The sequence below is a fragment of the Bacteroides timonensis genome, from assembly GCF_000513195.1.
Lineage (GTDB): Bacteria > Bacteroidota > Bacteroidia > Bacteroidales > Bacteroidaceae > Bacteroides > Bacteroides timonensis.
On the sequence record NZ_CBVI010000067.1, the window covers coordinates 24,082 to 44,937 of the forward strand.

Annotated in this window: 11 protein-coding genes and 1 pseudogene; 6 read left to right on the forward strand and 6 right to left on the reverse strand. The window is 47.7% G+C overall.

Features of this window, described 5'->3' with window-relative positions; genetic code table 11:
• Nucleotides 1-38: 38 nt before the first annotated feature.
• The 3 genes and pseudogenes from BN161_RS13150 to BN161_RS13155 form a co-directional block, all read right to left on the reverse strand.
• Nucleotides 39-863, reverse strand: coding sequence for an MBL fold metallo-hydrolase (locus tag BN161_RS13150; RefSeq protein WP_081743705.1), 825 nt, complete (start codon nucleotides 861-863; stop codon nucleotides 39-41).
• Nucleotides 864-1,120: 257 nt separating this feature from the next.
• A pseudogene (locus BN161_RS29190) lies at nucleotides 1,121-1,285 on the reverse strand (DUF1232 domain-containing protein); the annotation flags it as partial.
• 56 nt (nucleotides 1,286-1,341) lie between these two features.
• Nucleotides 1,342-3,204: a RelA/SpoT family protein gene (locus BN161_RS13155; protein ID WP_044266968.1), complete on the reverse strand. Its 1,863-nt coding sequence runs from the start codon at nucleotides 3,202-3,204 to the stop codon at nucleotides 1,342-1,344.
• A gap of 391 nt (nucleotides 3,205-3,595) precedes the next feature.
• Between BN161_RS13155 and BN161_RS13160 the strand changes: the two genes are divergently transcribed.
• From BN161_RS13160 to BN161_RS13180, 5 genes are all read left to right on the forward strand, one after another.
• The gene (locus BN161_RS13160) at nucleotides 3,596-5,560 is read left to right on the forward strand and encodes a calcineurin-like phosphoesterase C-terminal domain-containing protein (RefSeq protein WP_244436496.1); all 1,965 of its coding nucleotides are present in this window, start codon (nucleotides 3,596-3,598) and stop codon (nucleotides 5,558-5,560) included.
• A 286-nt stretch (nucleotides 5,561-5,846) separates the two neighbouring features.
• Nucleotides 5,847-9,113: a SusC/RagA family TonB-linked outer membrane protein gene (locus BN161_RS13165; protein WP_044266938.1), complete on the forward strand. Its 3,267-nt coding sequence runs from the start codon at nucleotides 5,847-5,849 to the stop codon at nucleotides 9,111-9,113.
• A gap of 22 nt (nucleotides 9,114-9,135) precedes the next feature.
• Entirely contained in the window at nucleotides 9,136-10,938 is a 1,803-nt protein-coding gene (locus BN161_RS13170) for a RagB/SusD family nutrient uptake outer membrane protein (RefSeq protein ID WP_044266941.1), read from the forward strand.
• A 21-nt stretch (nucleotides 10,939-10,959) separates the two neighbouring features.
• On the forward strand, nucleotides 10,960-12,468 hold the full coding sequence (locus BN161_RS13175) for a BACON domain-containing protein (RefSeq protein ID WP_044266943.1): 1,509 nt from the start codon (nucleotides 10,960-10,962) through the stop codon (nucleotides 12,466-12,468).
• Between the two features lie 35 nt (nucleotides 12,469-12,503).
• The gene (locus BN161_RS13180) at nucleotides 12,504-13,595 is read left to right on the forward strand and encodes an Sb-PDE family phosphodiesterase (protein WP_044266946.1); all 1,092 of its coding nucleotides are present in this window, start codon (nucleotides 12,504-12,506) and stop codon (nucleotides 13,593-13,595) included.
• A gap of 455 nt (nucleotides 13,596-14,050) precedes the next feature.
• On the opposite strand, the gene BN161_RS13185 is transcribed toward BN161_RS13180, so the two are convergent.
• Both BN161_RS13185 and BN161_RS13190 read right to left on the reverse strand, forming a co-directional pair.
• Nucleotides 14,051-15,823, reverse strand: coding sequence for a RagB/SusD family nutrient uptake outer membrane protein (locus tag BN161_RS13185; protein ID WP_044266970.1), 1,773 nt, complete (start codon nucleotides 15,821-15,823; stop codon nucleotides 14,051-14,053).
• A gap of 22 nt (nucleotides 15,824-15,845) precedes the next feature.
• Entirely contained in the window at nucleotides 15,846-19,073 is a 3,228-nt protein-coding gene (locus BN161_RS13190) for a SusC/RagA family TonB-linked outer membrane protein (RefSeq protein ID WP_044266950.1), read from the reverse strand.
• A 488-nt stretch (nucleotides 19,074-19,561) separates the two neighbouring features.
• On the opposite strand from BN161_RS13190, the gene BN161_RS28125 reads away from it, so the two are divergent.
• Nucleotides 19,562-20,326: a DEAD/DEAH box helicase gene (locus BN161_RS28125; RefSeq protein ID WP_052356282.1), complete on the forward strand. Its 765-nt coding sequence runs from the start codon at nucleotides 19,562-19,564 to the stop codon at nucleotides 20,324-20,326.
• A 177-nt stretch (nucleotides 20,327-20,503) separates the two neighbouring features.
• Here the strand turns inward: BN161_RS28125 and BN161_RS13200 are convergent.
• Nucleotides 20,504-20,856: EamA family transporter (locus tag BN161_RS13200; protein WP_044266952.1), on the reverse strand; the 353-nt coding region annotated here is incomplete at its 5' end.

Consider the following 20,856-nt stretch of genomic DNA (forward strand, 5'->3'; position numbering starts at 1 on the left):
TGATTAACAAAAATATTATTTTATTGCAAGACAGGCTGCTAATACCTCCACCAAGTACTGGTACATGTTTCCCCAGGCACAATCCGTTCTCCCATCATAGGCGTAACCAAAACGATACTGTCAGCCGCAGCTAAAGTTGCAACTTTTTCGATAGACTCATTCCAAGGATGCAGAGCCAAATCAAAAACGCCCCAATGTACAGGCAATAATCTTTCGGCCTTCACGTCTTTACAGACAGCAATCACTTCTTCCGGGAAAAGATGCGTGTTGGGCCAACCGGCATTCCATCCGTCAATCTCCACACATGCCAAATCAAAAGGTCCATACTGCTCTCCTATCTGTTTGAAATGTGCGCCATAACCGGTATCTCCACTCCAATAGATATTTTTCTGTGTACCTTTGATTGCGTACCCTGTCCACAGCGTCTTATCACGGTCTGCTTTACTTCTACCGGAATAATGAATTCCGATTGTTGAGACAATCTGTACAGAGGTAATTTTTACAGTATCCCCCCACCCAACTTCAGTAATCTGTTGCGGTGGAATGCCCCAGCCCTCTAACCGCGTCCCGACACCCAACGGACAAATGAATTTAACCTTTTTATCTTTTAATGCCCTCATTGTCGCCACCTCCAGATGGTCATAATGATCATGGGTAATCAATACAATATCCACATCAGGCAGTTCACACCGTTGGATAGGAGAACTTACATAACGTTGCACAATGCCCGGAACCGGCGCGGCATTTTCCAGCACCGGATCTATGATGATACGAATACCATCCAATTCCAAGATAGCCGATGAATGGCCGAGCCAATACAGTGCATAGTCCGACGGAATTGCCGGAAAATCTCTCTTTGCCAGTGATTCTACGGGGAGTTCGTTTCTAGGGGCATTGGGCGATCTTTTAAAAAAACGTCCGAATCAAGCATACCGATATTCCACCAGACATATATACCCGCCATCACAACAATCAATAGAAAAACACCGGCTACCGTTACGAATATTTTCTTTTTATTTCGAACCATCTTTTAATATCTTGATAAATTCATTGTGCAAAGTTAGGTGATTAATTGTCATAAGGGTTTTCTTAAAAGTTATTTGTGCTTTTCTTAAAAGTTTTATAAGTTCATGATATCCTCAACTCGCCTCTCTATCTCAGGAGTAACATACTTCTTCACTTTCTGATAAGCAACTGTCAGAGAGACAAGTTCATCAATCCAGCCGATGACGGGCAAGCGCTTGTCCGAGATTAAATCAATAGGTAAAACAAGATAGGCGATGGCCGAATAAACAAAAATCGTTTCCCTGTATTTTTGAAAGTCATGTTAATAATCGCCTTTCATACTTTCTCCACCTCATCCACGTTTTCAATGGAGCTTATGTCCGAAATCACCATTTGCAATTCATTGAACGAATGCACCTGAAAATAGATATCGCAATCCACAATCTCATCCACCGTATCCGTTTTAAGATGGTCGATACCCAACTGTAACTTGTCGGTAATGCAGTTTATCAAATCACTCAACAGATGATAGCGGTCAATGGCTTTCACATGGATACATACCGGATAAAGCGTATCACTCTCTTTATATTCAATGGCCACCACCGAATCTCCGTCCTGCGAAGCTCGGCTGATGGCTTTGGCACAATCACGCTTGTGAACCGAAATGGTGTAGTCGGCATTCTTAAAACCAATCACTTCGTCATCAGGCAATGGCTGGCAATAAGGGCAACGCACAAGCTCCGATCTGGTACGGCTTTTAAATAACCGGATCAAATAACTCTTCGCTTTGTAAGTCCTCACACAAGCCAGCCAGTCTTCATGGGGATTAATGGATTCTTTGGTACCGATCTCTATGCAGTCACCCCTATGCAGAGTGCTCTTTACGGAAGCAAGTTTCCCGTTTATCCGTGCATATTGGGCATGGTGCCCGATATCGCTATGCACTTCAAACGCAAAATCCAATGCGGTAGAACCTGTCGGAAGAGTGATACTTTTGCCCTTGGGAGTAAAGACCACCATGTCATCATTATAGAAAGAAGACACCACGCCCTCCATGAAGCTGCTTTCATGATTGTGGCAGGCTATATCTTGCAGGTTCTGACGGAACTTCTCTATCCATTTCGCGATATTACCTTCCTCACGTTCCGCGACACAACCATACCGGGAACAACGGCGCATACGTTCCGAACTGATATGGATCTCCTCCCATTTACCATATTTAGTCAACAACCTCACATGCAGGCTTTGATAATTGTTCTCTTTGGGAGAGTCGATGTAATTCACCACACTGCCCGGTTTCTCCTTGAAGATATCCGTAAGCAGGGCATATATTTTCAGGCTGATCTCTTTCTCCGACAATTCCTCCGGATCTCTATACACGATACGAACAAAATGGTGATTCTCCACATGATTGAAGTCACAACCGTAACGCTGCATCTTACGGCGTATGCTGAACGGGGAACGGTATACGGCTTCTATCTGTACAGGAATACCGTGACTGGCCAACTGCATCTCAATACCATGAATGAATTCTTCCAAACGGGGAGCATCCTGCAACTTTTCCGCCTCTATCAACCCATGGATCCGTTCATATTCCATCGGACAGCGATAACGGAAACTCAGATTCTCCAGTTCCACCTTAATCGGGTACAACCCCAACCTATTGGCCAAAGGAGCATAAAAAAAGTCTGTCTCTCCGGCTATTTTCATCTGCTTGTCCGCCTTCATGCTACTTAACGTCCGCATATTATGCAGACGGTCTGCCAGCTTGATCAGGATAGCCCGGATATCATATTGCATGGACTCAAGCATCTGCTTGAAGTTATCCACCTGCTTGGAGGTATCATAGCTCTCTTTCTTCAGCTTCGTCACCACCCGTACAAGAAAAGCCACGTCTTTACCGAACATCTCTTCAATATCTTCTATCGTATACGGAGTATCCTCCACGACATCGTGCAGGAACGCTGCAATTACAGGATTGGCGCCAAGCATCAATTCCTCGGCAACGATGCGTGCTACGGCAATGGGATGAATGATATACGGCTCGCCAGTCTTTCTTTTTTGGCTGCTATGGGCTTCATAAGCCAGCCCGAATGCCTTTCTGATGTTTTCCATCTCCTCGGGAGTAACACGTTGCTCCATAATGTGGAAGATCGGTTCCACTCTCGACAAAATCTCTTTATCATAACTCTGCTTCATAACCACAAGCATTATAGTAGTTTATATTCCATTAATAGCTCCCATCGCCATCTGTATCAGGGGGATCCGGCACTTACGCCTACCAGAGAATAAAGATAAGAAGATGTTTGCAAATCTATCACTTTTGAATTAAAAATATTCAAGCAATCCCACATTTTTTGGTTATTGACCGGAGCCGTCAATCTACTTGAGTTCAGTCATGTTCTCATCTTGAAGCTTGGTGCGGCGAAGATTTGCTTTTCGGGATATACCCTAACCTGCCTTGAAAAAAGAACGTCACATGTGTGTAGCCTGATTGAAATATGCTAGGCGTTCCTTTGCACCCCATAAAAGCGGTTAATTAGATTGAAAATAGAACAATGAAAAGTAAATTGTCATTTAAATGAGAGATATGGTAAAGTTTGTATTATGGTTGGTGTCATTGACGGTTCTTCCGTTGATTGCTTGTAGCAACGATATTAGTGAAGAGACACTTACGGATGATTTTAGTGTGCAGTTTGAGCTGCCGGAATTGGTGGATGTGGCCAAAGGCGGAGAGTATGTTTTTAAGGTAAAAAGCGGGGAAGCTCCCCAAACATCCGACTCGTTTATCATAGAGTCCGGCGAAGGTATATCCTATATTTGCCCTTTCGTCAGCATTTCGTCCGAGAGCTTTGCGGTACGGATTCCCGCTGATTGTGAAACGGGCTATTATAAAGTATCCGTCAGGCGGAATGAGCGCAAAAAGCTGATTGGACAAATCTATCTCAATATCGGCGCGAAGTTGGACTTTACGCCGGATGCCGGCACCACGGTCTATGGCAAGGTCTCTTCGGAAGAAGGCGGCGTGAAGGGCGTAGTGGTTTCGGACGGCGTGGCGGTGGCCGTGACGGACGAAAACGGTATCTATCAGTTGAAGTCTGATAAGAAATGGGGCTATGTTTTTATCTCTATTCCAAGCGGCTATGAGGTGTCTTCCGAAGGAGTGCTTCCCCAATTCTACCAGCTGCTGAAAGCGAATGCAGAGATGGCGGAACGGAAGGACTTTACGCTGAAGAAGGTGACCGGACAAGATACATATAAGGTATTCATGCTGGGCGACATGCACCTTGCCAACCGCACGGACGACAGGCGCCAGTTCCTTGAATTCACGGCAGACCTGAACAAGTATCGCGCCGCCCATTCCGGAGAGAAGATGTATGCCATCACGCTGGGCGACATGACCTGGGACCTCTACTGGTACTCCAACAACTATGCGCTACCCGAATATCTGAATACCATCAACAGTCAGGTGAAGGACTTGCAGATATTCCACACCATCGGCAATCATGACTATGATTACAAAGCCGTTTCCGACTTTGATGCCGAGGGTAAATTCATGAACTATATAGCCCCTATCTATTATTCCTTTAATATAGGCAAGGTACATTACGTCGTGATGGACGACATCGATTGCGACAGCTACGACGGAACCACCTCCCGCAACTACGAGAAGCGCGTTTCCGCCGAACAGTTGAACTGGCTCTCCAAAGACCTTTCGTACATCGACAAGGCAACACCGCTGGTGATTGTGATGCACGCGCAGGTATTCTATCCCCTGGAAACCGGTGACTTCAAGATAGACCATGATGTGGTCAATACCGCACAATTACTCAGCTTGCTCAACGGCTACCGGGTACACTTCGTAACGGGACACACGCACTTGAACTTCAACGTAACGCCCGAAACATCTGTAGCAGACGGACGTGACTTCTATGAGCACAATACCGGAGCCGTCTGCGGTTCTTGGTGGTGGTCCGGTCATCTGACTTCCGGCATTCATATCAGCCCCGACGGAACTCCCGGCGGATATTCCATCTGGAATGTTTCCGGCACCGAGCTTCAGTGGAGCTACAAGGCCACCGGAAGTTCCGAGGATTATCAGTTCCGCAGCTACGACCTGAACAAGGTACACTTCTCTTTGGCAGATGTTCCGCAGATGCCCGACAACGTATCCGCTTCGGTCAAGAACAAATACCTGCGCTATGTGGAAGCCTATCCGGTGAACAATGACAACGAGGTACTGATAAACATCTGGAACTGGAATCCGCGCTGGACACTGACGGTGACGGACGAGAATGGTGGCAATCTGACTCCTACGGCTGTCTGGGCTTACGACCCGCTGCACATCGCCGCACTCTCCGTGAAGCGATTCAACTCGGCAAGCCTCACGTCGACGCCCAGCTTCATTACCGAGAAGTTCTCCCACTTCTTTAAAGTAAAGGTTGCCGATGCCGACACTGACTTGGTGATAACCGTCAAGGATGAGTTCGGCCATACATGGAAAGAGGAAATGCAGCGTCCGAAAGAATTTTCTACGGATGCCTACAAGCTTTAGTGACACAGGTCACAACAGAGATACATACTAATTCTTAAGTACTCAATCAAAATTAATTCGTGCTATAAATGATGATTTAGCGGAACTCTACTATGCAGGGTGGCGTACCTTACCTGATACGGGTGCCGTATTAGAGCTTATACGGGTGCCGTATCAGAGCTTATACGGGTGTCGTATCAGAGCTTATACGGGTGCCGTATATTATATCGACGCTCGTTCCGCTAAATTATCAATTAGTTACCTATTATTATGTGAACTAATTATGAACACTTACTTATACAATCTTATGAAAGTACTCAAATCTTCTATTTTGTTTCTGCTCTTATCGGTACTGGGGAGTTATTCGGCTCTCTTTGCCCAGAGCAGAATGGTATCGGGAAAAGTCCTGGATACCCAACAGGAGCCTCTTGCGGGGGTAACCATCCGGGTGGAAGGTACCACCCAAGGCGGCATAACTGCCGAAGACGGTTCTTTTAAACTCCAGACTCCATCGGGAACGGTTATACTGGAATTCTCCTATGTGGGCTGCCAGACTCAGAAAGTCAAGGTGACACCGGGTCAGAAAGACATCACGGTCCACATGCAGGAAGATGCCGTCCTGCTGGATGAAGCGGTGGTTGTGGGCTACGGTATTCAGAAAAAGGTCAACTTGACGGGTGCCGTATCGACGGTAGGCAGCAAGACGCTCGAAAACCGTGTATCCCACTCCATCACCAACATGCTGCAAGGTTCTGTGGCAGGTCTCAACATCACCACCTCTTCCGGTGTGCCGGGTAGTTCGCCTGCCATCAATGTGCGTGGTGTGACTTCCATCAACGGTGCCGAGCCGTTGATACTGGTGGACGGTGCCGTGGGTGACCTGAACCGGGTCAATCCGAACGATGTGGAGTCCATCTCTGTCATCAAGGATGCCTCGGCAGCAGCTGTCTACGGTGCACGTGCGGCTTTTGGTGTCATCCTGGTCACCACCAAGTCCGGTACCGAACAGAGCGGCAAGGCAACCGTACGATATAGCGGCCGCATCGGATGGGAAGCTCCGACGACTTCCACCGATTACGAGGACACCGGATATTGGTCGGTCTATACCATCAACAAGTTCTGGAAAGCTGATTCGGGAACATTGTACGTCAACTACACCGACCGCGACATGCAGCAGCTGCTTGCCCGCGTGAACGACAAGACGGAACATCCCGACCGTCCGTGGGTGGTAGAAGAGGAACGGAACGGCCGCAAGCAGTGGGTTTACTATGGCAACTACGACTGGTGGCACATGCAGTATCGGGACAACCACCCCGTGCAGCAGCACAATATCTCCATCAGCGGCGGAACAAAGGACATCAAGTACCTTGTTTCCGGTGCCTACGACTATCAGAAAGGCATCCTGAAAGCCAACCCTGACATCTACAGGAAGTACAACCTGCGTGCCAAGATTGACTTCCGCATCAACAAGTGGACCACCATGACCAACAACACCTCTTTCTATGGGTCGCAATATTCCTATCAGGGAGACGGCAGCGTGGAGAACACCCTCGCATACGGCGCCCGCCACGCACTGGCCTGCTTCCCCATGCAGAATCCTGATGGCTCATGGCTCTACAGTACGCCTTATCTGAACTATAAGGTGGGCAACGGCCGACACATCATCCTGGGCGAAGGCTCGCACCGCAACGTGGAGCGTGCCAACGACTTCTCCAATACCACGCGCCTTGTCATCAAGCCCATCAAGGCGTTGAGCCTGACGGCAGACTTCACCTATCGTCTGTATCAGGCACGCAACACCAGCCGTTCCAACAATATGTATTACCGGGAATATCCGGATGCCGAGCTGGGCGTATATGCCACAGGTGCCGGTGCCAACCGTCTGGACGAGGCGGTGAATACCCGCAACTACTATTCCACCAACGCCTATGCCAACTATGAAGATACCTTCAACGAAGTGCATCACGTGTCGGGTGTTGCCGGTTTCAACTACGAGACGCTGAGACGGAAGAACGTGTCGGCTTATGGAGAGTTCCTCTCTTCTACTACACTGGATGACCTCGACCTGGTGGGACAGAACTCCGAAGGGCAGACCATCACGGGCGTGGGCGGCGGACAGAACGAATATGCGCTGATGGGCTTCTTCGGTCGCATCAACTACGATTATAAAGCACGCTATCTCTTCGAGGTCAGCGGACGTTACGACGGTACTTCCCGCTTTGCCCGCAACAGCCGTTGGGGATTGTTCCCTTCCGGTTCGGTGGGATGGCGTATCTCGGAAGAACCTTTTTTCAAGCCTGCCCGCAAGGTCATCGACAATCTGAAACTGAGAGGCTCCTTTGGTAGCCTGGGCAATCAGAACGTATCTTCCTATTACACCTTCGTGCGTGGCGTTTCCATCAACGACTTTGGCGGCTATTCCTTCGGCGAAGGCAGTGCCATGGCCAAGTATTCTACCTTAGGCGCTCCTTTGGCATCAGACTTGACTTGGGAGACTGCCGAGCAATGGGATTTCGGTGTTGATATCTCTATGCTGGATAACCGACTGAACATCACTGCCGACGGATACATCCGAAACACCAAAGACATGCTGACGGACGGCATTGAACTGCCTGCCGTATACGGAGCCAGTGTACCCGATATGAACACTGCCGACTTGCGTACCAAGGGTTATGAATTGTCCGTGGTGTGGAGAGACAGGCTCTCTTTGGGACGTCAGCCGCTGGAATACAGCATCGGCTTCAACGTGAGCGACTACAAGAGTTACATTACTAAATACGACAACAAGGACAAGACCTTCGCCAAGAGCTATTACGAAGGCATGAGACTGGGCGAAATCTGGGGATTTGTCACCGACGGATTGTTCCAGAGCACAGAAGAAGCCCAGGCCTATGCCAAAGAGGTGGACTTGAGCTACATCAACAAACGCATCACCGGCGGATGGCAAGGAGGCGACCTTAAATTCGTTGACCTCGACGGTGACGGCATATTGGACATCGGCGGCAACTCCGCCAACGACCCGGGCGACCGCAAGGTATTGGGCAATTCGCTCCCCAGCTTCTCCTACGGCATCAATGCCAGTGTACGTTGGGCAGGTTTCGACGCTTCCGTGTTCTTTCAGGGCACCGGCAACCACTATTGGTACCCCACCGGTCAGGCCATGCAGTTCTGGGGTCCGTATTCCTATCCTTACCTGACCTATTTGCAGGAAGACTTCCTAAAGGATGTATGGGCAGAGGACAACAAGGATGCTTACTTTACCCGTCCGATGGCCTATTCTGCCACTTCCGGCCCGCTGAGCAAGGTCAACGACCGCTACCTGCAGAACCTGCGCTACCTGCGCTTCAAGAACCTGACAGTGGGATATACCGTTCCCGCCACTCTGACGAAAAAAATAGGCGTCGACTTGGTTCGTGTCTACTTCTCGGGGGAGAACCTCTGCTACTGGTCTCCTCTGAAGAAGCACACCAAGTACATCGATCCCGAAGCAGCCATCGATAGAGACAGTGCTTATAACAACGCCTACTATCCTTGGCAGAAGACCTTCATGTTTGGTATAGACATTACTTTTTAATCATAACTAAGTTACAATCAGAATGAAACGAATAATTATAGCAGCTATGGCACTCTCCTTGGGACTTTCGTCTTGCGACGACCTCCTCGACTTGCAGCCATTGAGCCAGATATCACAGGCAGATTACTTCAAGACGGAAACTGACCTGCAGCTTTTCACCAACTCCTTCTACAATAACTTGCTGGACAAGGAACCCTATGACGACCAAAGCGACCTCTATGTACAGCAGAACCTCTCGGACGAGATGCTGGGCGGCACCAAGCGTACCGTTCCCGCTTCGGGTGGCGGATGGACGTGGACCGACCTGCGCAAGATGAACACCTTGCTGGCATACGCCGACCAATGTGCGGACAAGGATGCGGTGGTGAAGTACACGGCACTGACCCGCTTCTTCCGTGCCTATTTCTACTTTGAGAAAGTGAAACGCTTCGGCGATGTGCCTTGGTATGACACCGAGCTGGGTTCGGGAGACGAATCCCTCTACAAGGCACGCGATTCACGCGAGTTGATCATGACTCACATGATTGAGGATGTGGACTACGCCATCGCCAACCTTCCCGATGACAAGGAAGAGGGCAGCGCCCCCTATCGTGCCACCAAGTGGGCAGCCATGGCTCTGAAAGCTCAGTTCTGCCTCTATGAAGGTACTTACCGAAAATACCACCAGCTGAATCTGGACGGACACGACTATGCCTACTACCTGGAGCAGTCGGCCTCTGCGGCGCAAGAGCTGATGACCAAAGGCCCGTACAAGCTCTACACCACCGGACATCCTGAAAGCGACTACTTGAATCTCTTTGCCGAAGAGAATGCCAATCCGGACGAGTATATCCTTGCCATCAAGTTCGATTACGGACTTGCCATCTACCACAACGCCGCGGCGCATACCCTGGTGCCTACGCAGGGACGGCCGGGACTGACCCGCAAGATGGTGAACGCCTATCTGAAGAAAGACGGGACAGCCTTTACCGACCAGGCAGGCTGGCAGGAGATGAGCTTTATTGACGAGGTGAAAGACCGTGACCCCCGTCTGGCCCAAAGCATCCGCACGCCGGGCTATACGCGCATCGGCAAGAAGGACGTGCTGTCGCCCGACCTCTCTACCAGTATCACAGGCTATCAGCCCATCAAGTTCGTGCAAGACCCCACGGCTTCGGGCGGCAACGTGGACCGCAACAACCGCTCCACCTGCGACCTTCCCGTGTATCGCTATGCCGAAGTGCTCCTGAATTATGCCGAAGCAAAGGCGGAACTGGGCACCTTAACGCAAGATGACCTCAACAACTCTATCAACCTGATTCGTAAGCGTGCAGGGATGCCGAGCCTCGATTTGGCTGCTGCCAACGCCCATCCGGACAGATACCTCGCTTCGGAGGAAACCGGCTATCCCAACGTGACGGGCACCAACAAGGGTGTCATCCTTGAAATCCGCCGTGAACGGGCTATCGAACTGATGCAGGAAGGTTTCCGCTTCGATGACTTGGTACGCTGGAAAGCAGGCTACTGCATCAACCAGCCCATCACGGGCATGTACTTCCCCGGCTCTGGAACGTATGACCTTACCGGTGACGGAAAGGCAGACGTGGTGCTCTACGACAAGGGAACCGCCAAACCCGACGCACCTTCGGGTACGCAGGTCTATGAGATAGGAAAGGAAATCATTTTCTCGGCAGACAACAACGGTTATATCTACTATCACAAGAACATTAAGCGTACCAATTTCTCCGAAGAAAGGGATTACCTTTATCCGATTCCAATCAACGAACGCTCACTCAATCACAACCTGACACAGAATCCGGGTTGGGAGGATGGGCTCTCGTTTTAATCTAACGAAATCATTAAAAATATGAAACAGATAAACTATATAATGACCTTGGCCCTGTTGCTGTCCATCAACCTTCTGTGGAGTTGCGACGAAGAAGAGAGCACGCTTTCTAAGGCCGTATTGGCAAGTGCCGGAACCTTGAACTTTGAGGCGAACGGCGGAACAGAGAAGATGATCACCGTCTATGCAGATGCCGATTGGGTGACGGAAGTGCCCGACTGGGTAACGGTGACCCCCGCTACCGGCACGGGAACTATGGACATCACGATTTCAGTGGCCGACAATATGCGCGATGGTGCCATCGACAATCCCCGCGAAGCTGCCGTAATATTCAAGGGAGCTACGCTGGCAAGCAGAGCGGAAGTGATTATCACCCAGAATGGCGACAAATACCGCGACTGTAAGGAATATGCCCTCGATGAACTGGGCACGCTGGCGGACAAGACGATTGTCTCTGTGTCCGAAATCACCGTGACTGCCGTCACCACGGCAGGCTTCATGGCTACCGATGCACGGAACGGGACGAACATTTATATGCAGAGTACCCTGCCCGTAAGCATTGGCGACAAGGTTTCGGTAAAGGGTACCAAAGCTACGGATTCGCAGTCGCTCGCCCTGGTGGAGTGCGACCAGGTGACGGTGGTCTCCACAGGCAATACGGTGACTTATCCCACAGCTACGGACATTACCGGCAAGGTAGATACCTACACTTCTACTTCACGGGATTTCATCTCGGTGAGCGGCATACTGGACGGCAACAACATCACAGTGGAAGGGGCTGCGTATGTGGTTTCCATCGTCAATGCGCCGACCGACCTGAAACTGGCTTCGCTGAACGGTCATAAGGTGACGGTCAGCGGTTACTTCGCCGGAGTGGCTGCTCCCGTGGTGAAGATGTTGGCAGCTACGGTTGTGGACAACGGTGTGGTCGAAGTAATCTACTTCTCGGAAGACTTTGAGTGGTTGCAGCCTTGGGCGGATGCCAGCGGTGCCGGGCAGACGGTAGAGAACGACGGAGACGGTACTGCCCCGCAGATATACGTAGCGAAGGACGAGGTAGGTCAACTGGCTTCGGAGGCTCTCGAAGCACGCGGCTACAAGCTGGAAGAAACGCCGGGTCATGCCATCTATCTGCAGAAGAACTATCTGAAGTTCGGCAAGACAGACTACCAAGCGGGACTCACACTGCCGGTTTTGACGAACGTGCCGGAGAACACCAAACTGATACTCTCCTTCGACTGGGCGCCGATGGTGGGCGGCACGCGCAAGTTCGACCCCGTGAAGTTGATTGTTTCCATCACCAATGGCAGCCAGACGGTGGAACTGGATCCCATCGGGCATAACTTTGTAAACGAGGTGGATCAGTTGGAGTGGCTTCATGCCGAAGTACAGATTGACGGAACCTTTGTCACCAAGGACACCCGCATCAGCATCAAGTCCGATGGCTGGGGAGATACTAAGGGAACTACAGGCAGCAGTGTCTATCGCCGCTGGTTTATAGACAACATCAAGCTGGTAAAGAGTGAATAAAACTTTTAATAAGACCTTTAATGAAACAAAGAATAATGAAAACAGAAAAAATATTAGTAAGTGCGATGCTTCTGTTCGGCACTCTGCTGACAGCGCAGGCACAGCGTCGCAATGAGATTCAAATCCCCAATCTGGAGGGGTATGTCACCTTGAAGTGCGATTTCCACATGCACACGGTCTTCTCGGATGGTCTGGTATGGCCCACGGTACGTGTAGACGAGGCATATCGGGAAGGGCTGGATGCCATTTCGCTGACGGAACACATCGAATATCGTCCTCATAAGAAGGATATCGTCTCCGATCATAACCGCTCGTTCGAGCTTAGTTGCAAGAAGGCGAAAGAACTGGATATCCTATTGATTAGAGGCAGCGAGATTACCCGCCCCATGGCTCCGGGACATTTCAACGCCATCTTCTTATCCGACTCCAATCCGTTGGAACAGCCGGAGTATAAAGATGCCTTTAAGGAGGCAAAGAAGCAAGGCGCGTTCATCTTTTGGAATCATCCGGGATGGGCCCGCCAACAACCGGACAGCACGTTGTGGTGGCCAGAGCATACGGAACTCTACAACAGCGGCTGCATGCAGGGCATCGAAGTCGCAAACGGGGCTCTCTATATGCCCGAAGCCATTCAGTGGTGCCTGGACAAAAACCTGGCCATGATAGGGACTTCGGACATCCATCAGCCAATTCAGACCGACTATGATTTCTCGAAAGGAGAACATCGCACCATGACTTTTGTCTTTGCCAAAGAGCGCTCGCTGAAGGGGATCCGTGAGGCACTGGACAGCCGTCGCACCGCCGCCTATTATCGCGAACTGCTGATAGGCCGCGAGGAATTGCTTCGTCCGTTTTTCGCGAAGTGCGTGACTATCGAAGAGGTGAAGCGCACAGAGAAAAAGGTGATTTTCTCTGTGACCAACACGACGGATCTCGTACTACATCTGAAAAAGACAGCTCACGATGCCCGTCTGATCTATTTCCGCAACATGACATTGAAACCGCATACGCGCTATAGCATTACGGTAGAACTGACGGAAGACATCAAGGAAGGAGACTGTAACTTCGAGGTGACCAACTTTGTAGTGGCACCGGGAAAGGGACTGGACTATACTATAAAGTTATAGGAAACCCGTTGGAGGAATTATCCTGTTTCTCTTTGTCAAGGTCTGTAATTGGTGCAGATGCAGCGTGCCCGGAAAATCCGCTTTCCGATGCTTTCGGGTTCACTGCATTTGCTTCGTTTACAGCTTGTCCGGAGTGAGCAACTTACGGCTTGTAGCCCCTTTTAAAGCTCGCCCGGACAATATACAATAATACCCACCTGACGTGGCGTGAACACCTTGTCAGCCGGATGATAGTGAAAATCCTTGCCGAATATCTCTTCGATATCTTCTATCGTATACGGAGTATCCTAAGCATTATAGTAGTTTATATTCCATTCATCACTTCATGTCTTTTACTTTTAAACTGTGAGGGGCTATCCTTACCGGACAGCCCCTCACTCACAAAGAATGTCTATTTTTAAATCTCCCGATCTTATTCACAGACTTATACCTTATTGACTATTTTACTTATTGTTTTAATATCCCGGGTTCTGGTCTGCTATTGTCAGCTGTTCGTTCGCGTCAATGGCTGCCTGCGGAATAGGCCACAACAATTTATCTCCGATAACAGCAGCGGCAGTACCTGCCAAATGCGGATTATACAGATTGTTGTACTCTACGAGCTTTCCCATGCGCCGTAAATCCATGCGCCGATAGCCGTTGCCAAACATCTCGCATGCAGATTCTTTCAGAATAACGTCCAAATCAATGGTAGTCGCATCAGTCAATCCGGCACGTTTGCGGACTGTATTCAAACGCGCAAGAGCTTTAGGATCCTGCAACTTATAATAAGCTTCAGCGGCAACAAAAAAGATTTCTGGCAACGTAATAATATGCAAGTCGCGGAAACTTTTACCAGCATTATAATCAGCGGTCATGCAGTCATCAAACTTACGGCACGGATTTACCGCCCAACTCCACTTTTGCGCATCAGTAAAATCATATTTGGTAATAATGCCGTCAGAATAGTCTGCAAGATCTGCGATATAGTTGGTCATAGGTTCCATGCCTGCCGTCAAATCGTTTTGTGGAATAATAAACGTATTGGACCTGTTCTCCGGATCTTCGGCACGCCATGCATTAACGGAAGCTGCATCGCATTCCCAATAAGCAGGATAGTAAACACCTACCATTTTGCCCAGTGCCATTTCTCCATTGGTATAAAAGGCAAAGTAATCTCCAATTGGTTGTCCGTTCTCTTTAAATCCTGCAATGGGATCCCATGCTTTCTTTACCAACAAGGTTTTCATGAAAGTCGCTTCATAACGTTTGTCCCCTTGTTCAAAATACCTTAATGTGTGCATCAAAGGCACGAAACCGGACGAACCGTTCTTCATTCCTTCTTCGGAGCCACCATAATATCCGCTGTAGAATGACTGCCAGCGGTTACCTGTGGTTTGGTCATGCGTACTGTCATAGTCATATTCTATGTCGAAAAGGAATTCACCATCATCATCACCCGAACGGTCGGCCGCCCAAAGTTTGGCGAATTCAGTAGTCAGTGACCGACCGTTGATCACCTCATCAGCATACTTGGCCGCTTCGGCGAAGTAGTCGTTTTTGTTCAAATCCCATGCGGCAGAAAGATAGGTCTTGGCTAACAAAGCCTTGGCTGCTTCAATACTGGCTTCACCTCCCCCTTGACTGGCAGTGGATGCAGCTAACTTATTATTGGAGATGATGCTTTTTAACTCATCTATAATATAGGTGTAGACCTGTTCTGCCGTCGCACGCGGATAACCTTTGACAGCAGTACTGGCGTACTCTGTAATCAATGGTACGCCACCGTAGTTGTTTACCAGCAAGTAATAAAACATGGCTTCTACAAAACGGCCTTCGTCAATAGCCTTTTGTTTGACATCATCGCTTACATTCGCAGCCGGTGCATAATATTGGATGGCAAGACAGGAACGGATGCCGTCATAGCAATCAATATAGAATGTTTTTACCGTACCATTTTCCGGTGTAAAGTTGGACCAACGGTGTAACGCAGCTTCTATATCCCCACGTCCGTCTTGGTAGAGGTCGGTTCCCGAGTTGAAGTAGGTGGTGACATTAGAACTATTATAAATATCTTTCAGCTGAGCGTATGCGTCATAAACGAGAGACTGAAACCCTGCGGATGTTGAGAAATAATCGGCATCAGTCACAGAACTTTTATTATCAGCTGTGAGAAAACTATCACAACCGGTCAGTATGGTGGCTCCTGCCAGGCATACTGTGTATAGTAACTTTTTATAAGTCTTCATCTTGTTATAATATTTGATATTGTTAGAACTTGATATTTGCACCAATCTGGTAAGTAACGGAAGCAGGACCTCCATTGGTCAGGTTTGCACTTGCCCATTCCGGATCGAAGCCTTCATAGTCGGTAAAACAGAATGGATTGAGTACATTCACATAGAGGCGCAGATGTTTTACTGCAATCTTATTTAACCATGCTTTGGGGAAAGTATAGCCTAATGTGATATTCTTCACTTTTACAAATGATGTTTGGTGATAGCGGACTCCCGCACTGCTGCTCTTGAAATAACCGCCACCAGTTTTTTCTGAGTTGTTGGGATAAGGAGTGCTGCCAAAGTGCGTCTCTGCCAGAGCTGTTACTTCACCGGTTGCAGGGTCCATTACCGGAGTTCCTGCCGGAATATAGTAGTCAAAACTCATTTTTTGGCGCCCACGGTCATTGTAATCCATGTATTGTTCATGAAAGTAGCTACGTGACCATTGTCCTTGTTTAGTATAGAGCATAAACGAGAAGTCAAAGCCTTTGTAAGTCATTGTAGAGCTTAGACTACCAGTCCATTTGGGATCGGTACAACCATAAATCTGTTTGTCGTCATCGTTGATTGTTCCGTCATCGTTCCAGTCATTTACAGCCATCTGGCCTTCGTACCATTGCAATTTGCTGCTGCTTTTGGGACCATACTTGTCATACACCTCTTGCAGTGTATAATGACGGTCTCCATTGATTGTGTGCATTGTTACACCGTCTTTAGTAATGATGCCGGCATACGTATAGTCACGCAGGACGTTCAGACGTTCACCAAGGAACCACCTATTATCCTTATCATCCCCATTCGGCAGTTCTTTGATTTTGCTCCAGTTTCGGGCAAAAGACAAATTGACATCCCAAGTAAAGTTATTGTTGCGGATAACTCCCAGATTCAAGCCCAATTCAATACCGGAATTCCGTACAGAACCAATATTGGTCGTAATGGACTTCTCACCTGTTTCAACAGGAACCGTAGCACTCATGATTTGTCCGTCAGACAAACGGCGGTAAACATCAGCAATCAAACTAACACGGTTTTGAAGAACTGCAAAATCAACACCAACATTGAACTCTTTGATTTTTTCCCAAATCAGATTCTTATCAATCAACCCGTTAGGATAGTAGCCTTGAAATTCTTGACCGCCAATGGTTGAATAAGAAGGACCGGAAGCGGAAGATGCAGTAACATAGTCGCCTACATTATTATTACCGGTAATACCGTAAGACATACGTAACTTCAAGTTGTCTATCCATTCCACGTCATTCAGGAAATCTTCTTCCGAAGCACGCCATGCAACAGCCGCTGATGGGAACCAGCCCCAACGGTTGTCTTTGGCAAAACGTGAAGAGCCATCGGTACGTACTGTTACAGTAGCCATATAACGCTCCTTATAGGCATAGTTCAAACGGGCGGCAACAGACACTAAAGATGATTCCGTATAAGAGGACTTGATGTCTTTTGTACCTGAACCTTTCTCCATAGCATGATATGAAAGTTTGTCGTCAGAAATGTCTGTTACAGATTGCGTATAAGTTTCTTTGTTGGTAGAATAGAGTGAATACATACCCATTGCGTTCAATCTGTGATCACCCCAAGTTTTGCTGAAATCAATCTGATTATCCCAAGTCCAATCCAAACGTTCTGTATTTACTACGGATGCGCTGTTGTATTTTTGCTTCTGATAATAAGCGGTTCCCAAAGGGTATTTCTCTGATACGCCGGTACCCATGAAAATACCTTGACGCCCATGGTAGTAGTTAGGAGAGAAAGTCGTCGTAAATTTCAGCCCATCCATAATGTTGAATCGCAGATAAGCATTACCGAATACATGAAATTTGCGAGTTTCGTTTTCATATGCGTCAATATCAAAATCCACCAATGGAGATGGAGTAGAAGTCAGAGACAACTTACCTACCTTGGCAGGAATAGCCAGAAGATTGCCGGATTCATCCCATGGTGATATGACCGGGGCAAACCAGAAAGCGTTATTATAAGGAGAATATGCGTTAGAACTGTCTGTTATCCAATCATTCTGAATGTCATGCACTAAATTGACAGACATTCCGGCTTCTACAACCTTTGACAATTTGCTGTCAAAAGAACCTTTAATGTTGAAACGCCGGTAATCGTTTTTCTTGAAAACATTTTCTTCTCCTTGATAACCCACACCTAAACGGTAAGTAGTCTTCTCTGTAGCACCGGAAGCACTGAGGAAATGATTCTGTTGTGAGGCTGTACGCAACACCTGCCCAGCCCAATCATAACCTTGGTCGGTTTGCCATGCACTATACAAAGGTGACTCTTGCCATTCTGTACCATTCTGGAATACGGATTGAAGGTCTCCATCTTTAATCTGGTAATTGACAGTTCCGTCATCATTCACACTCTTTATGGTGGTGTAGCGTGCAAAGCGATAATTCATCCATTCTGTTGCACCCATAAATTCCGGCATACGTGCCACCTTACGAATACCATAATAGCCGTCGTATGTTATTTCTACAGGTTGTGCCTTGCTTTGTCCGGCACCAGTCCCTTTGGTGGAAATGATAATGACACCTTCGGATGCGCGTGAACCATAGATAGCTGTGGATGATGCATCCTTCAATACGTCGATACGCTCAATATCTTCAGGATTTAAGAAATCAATAGAAGAGACGACCATACCGTCCACAACATAAAGAGGACCGCTTGATTTAGTGATAGAGGCTTGTCCGCGAATCTGGATATCGAAACCTCCATTCGCACGGCTGTTGGATTGTGTGATGTTGACGCCCGGAACAGATCCCTGCAAAGCATCTTCCACACGAAGGACACCACGGGCAGCTAATTTCTTAGCAGAAACTGATGATATGGATCCTGTTACATCACTCTTCTTCATTGTGCCGTAACCCGTAACTACCACCTCATCCAATGCCTGTGCATCTTCTTTCAGCGTTACCTTAATAATACTTTGATCTCCTACCGGAATCGTCTGTGTAATGTAGCCGATAAATGATACCTGAATCTTGGCGTTTGGCTTTACACCTTCAAGTCTGAAATTACCGTCAATGTCAGTAATTACACCATTGGTGGTACCAATCTCCAATACATTTGCGCCAATGACAGGTTCGCCCGTACCGTCTATAACAGTACCTGAGATTTGGCGACCTTGTGCAAAAGCGACCAAACACAACATACTCAATGACAGAGTAGCTAATGCCCTTTTGGCAAGTCTTTTTAAATCCATAAGTTTGTTTTTTATAGTTATTAAATAGAAGGTTAACATCTGCAACATGACGAGGTGTCTTCCTCTGTTATTGGGCACAAATGTAGAGGGTTACAAAATATACAAATACCATATTTTGATTTTCCATGTGCAAAAATTGATTTTTTACAGTATTAAACCTCTTATTATCCACTTTTTTGTCACAATAACAACATCTGTAGTTTAGTAAAATTTGCGCCTATGTTTTTCCTATATCAGTAGAGCTCTTTACTTCATTTTTGCATATCACCTATGTATATATGGCTATATATCAATATTTTTATCTATACTCAAAAAATCTTGCTGGAATTTCTAAAACTATTTTCTCTAACTAAAATGTAACAATTCAGGTAGTTTTTGTACCTATTAAGGCATCCAGTACTTTTACTTATGAATAAAGCATTATTTTAACAAAAAGCAGTCTAATAGATTTCTGCAATAGCTATTTTGCCCATGCCAACGGTAAAAAGATGATAATCTTTGCAGTCAATGTCGAGCATAGCCAGAGAATCGTACAAGAATACCGGGAGGCCGGCATATCAGCCGAGCACCTCGACGCCAACACGCCGAAAACACAGCGCGAACAAATCCTTAGGAACTTTAAAGAAGGCAGGACACGTGTACTTAGCAATGTAGACATCGTGTCCGAAGGATTCGATGTCCCCGACTGCGAAGCTGTACAACTGGCGCGTCCTACCAAATCACTGGCTCTCTACTTGCAACAAGTAGGAAGATGTATGCGCCCTGCTCCCGGCAAGAGCGAAGGTATCGTGCTTGACAATGCCGCTCTGTGGACCGAACATGGGCTGAGCCAGCAGAACCGGAAATGGACGCTGGAAGGCAAGAAGAAAAAGAAACGAAGAAACTCACAATATCCCATGGACGTAGTCTATGTCGAAGATGGCGTCATCCGGCAACCGGCCATACCCGAAGAAGTAGAAGGCATGCAACTTCTGGAAATGACACAAGAAATGGACGACCTGCTCCTTTTCGAGAGGTTTCTCGAAGCAGCATGGGACAAAGGCGACAAACCCATACGTGCCTTCATGCAACTGAAAGACAAATTACTCCATCAGGACAGGCTGTTCACAGCCTTCCACCTTTCCTATATCATCAAGCGAGTATATGATTACCCCGAAGCGCCTAAGAAAGGTTTATGGTACTACACAGCCATAGAGAACAATATCGACTATAAACTAATTAAAAAAGCGGTAGAAACGTACGCCTACACCTAAAAAGCCCCCTATCCCACTACCAGGAAAAGGAGGCTTCTATTTTAATAAAAATCGGATATACGCAACAGAATAAAAGGAACAATGACAAAAAACACCAACATGAATATTATAGGTTCAAGGAACCGGCAGTTTCAGTGTCACCGTATCAAATAGAACTCTTACCGAGAAATCAATGTCCTATCGCTTTTTCTCTGCCACTTCCACAAAATACACACTAGTGCAAATCATTAGAATAGCAATGGCTTGTGTCCAACTAAAACGGTCCTGCCCCAAAGAAAGAGAAACTACCGTAGTTACGACCAATATCAGATAGCTGTAAATGGCCACTACTGTTGTTTTGAGGTATTTCAATCCTATAGGTACCAGGAAATAACTAAGATAAGTAGGAAAAACCAAAACAAAAGCAAGTATAACCCATGGCATCCAATGCCACTCCCCATGCCAGGCATCCATAAACAAAGGAGCGTCCCATCCGACAATAAATGATACAATCACTCCGGAAACTGCCGCACCACCGAATATATACTTCA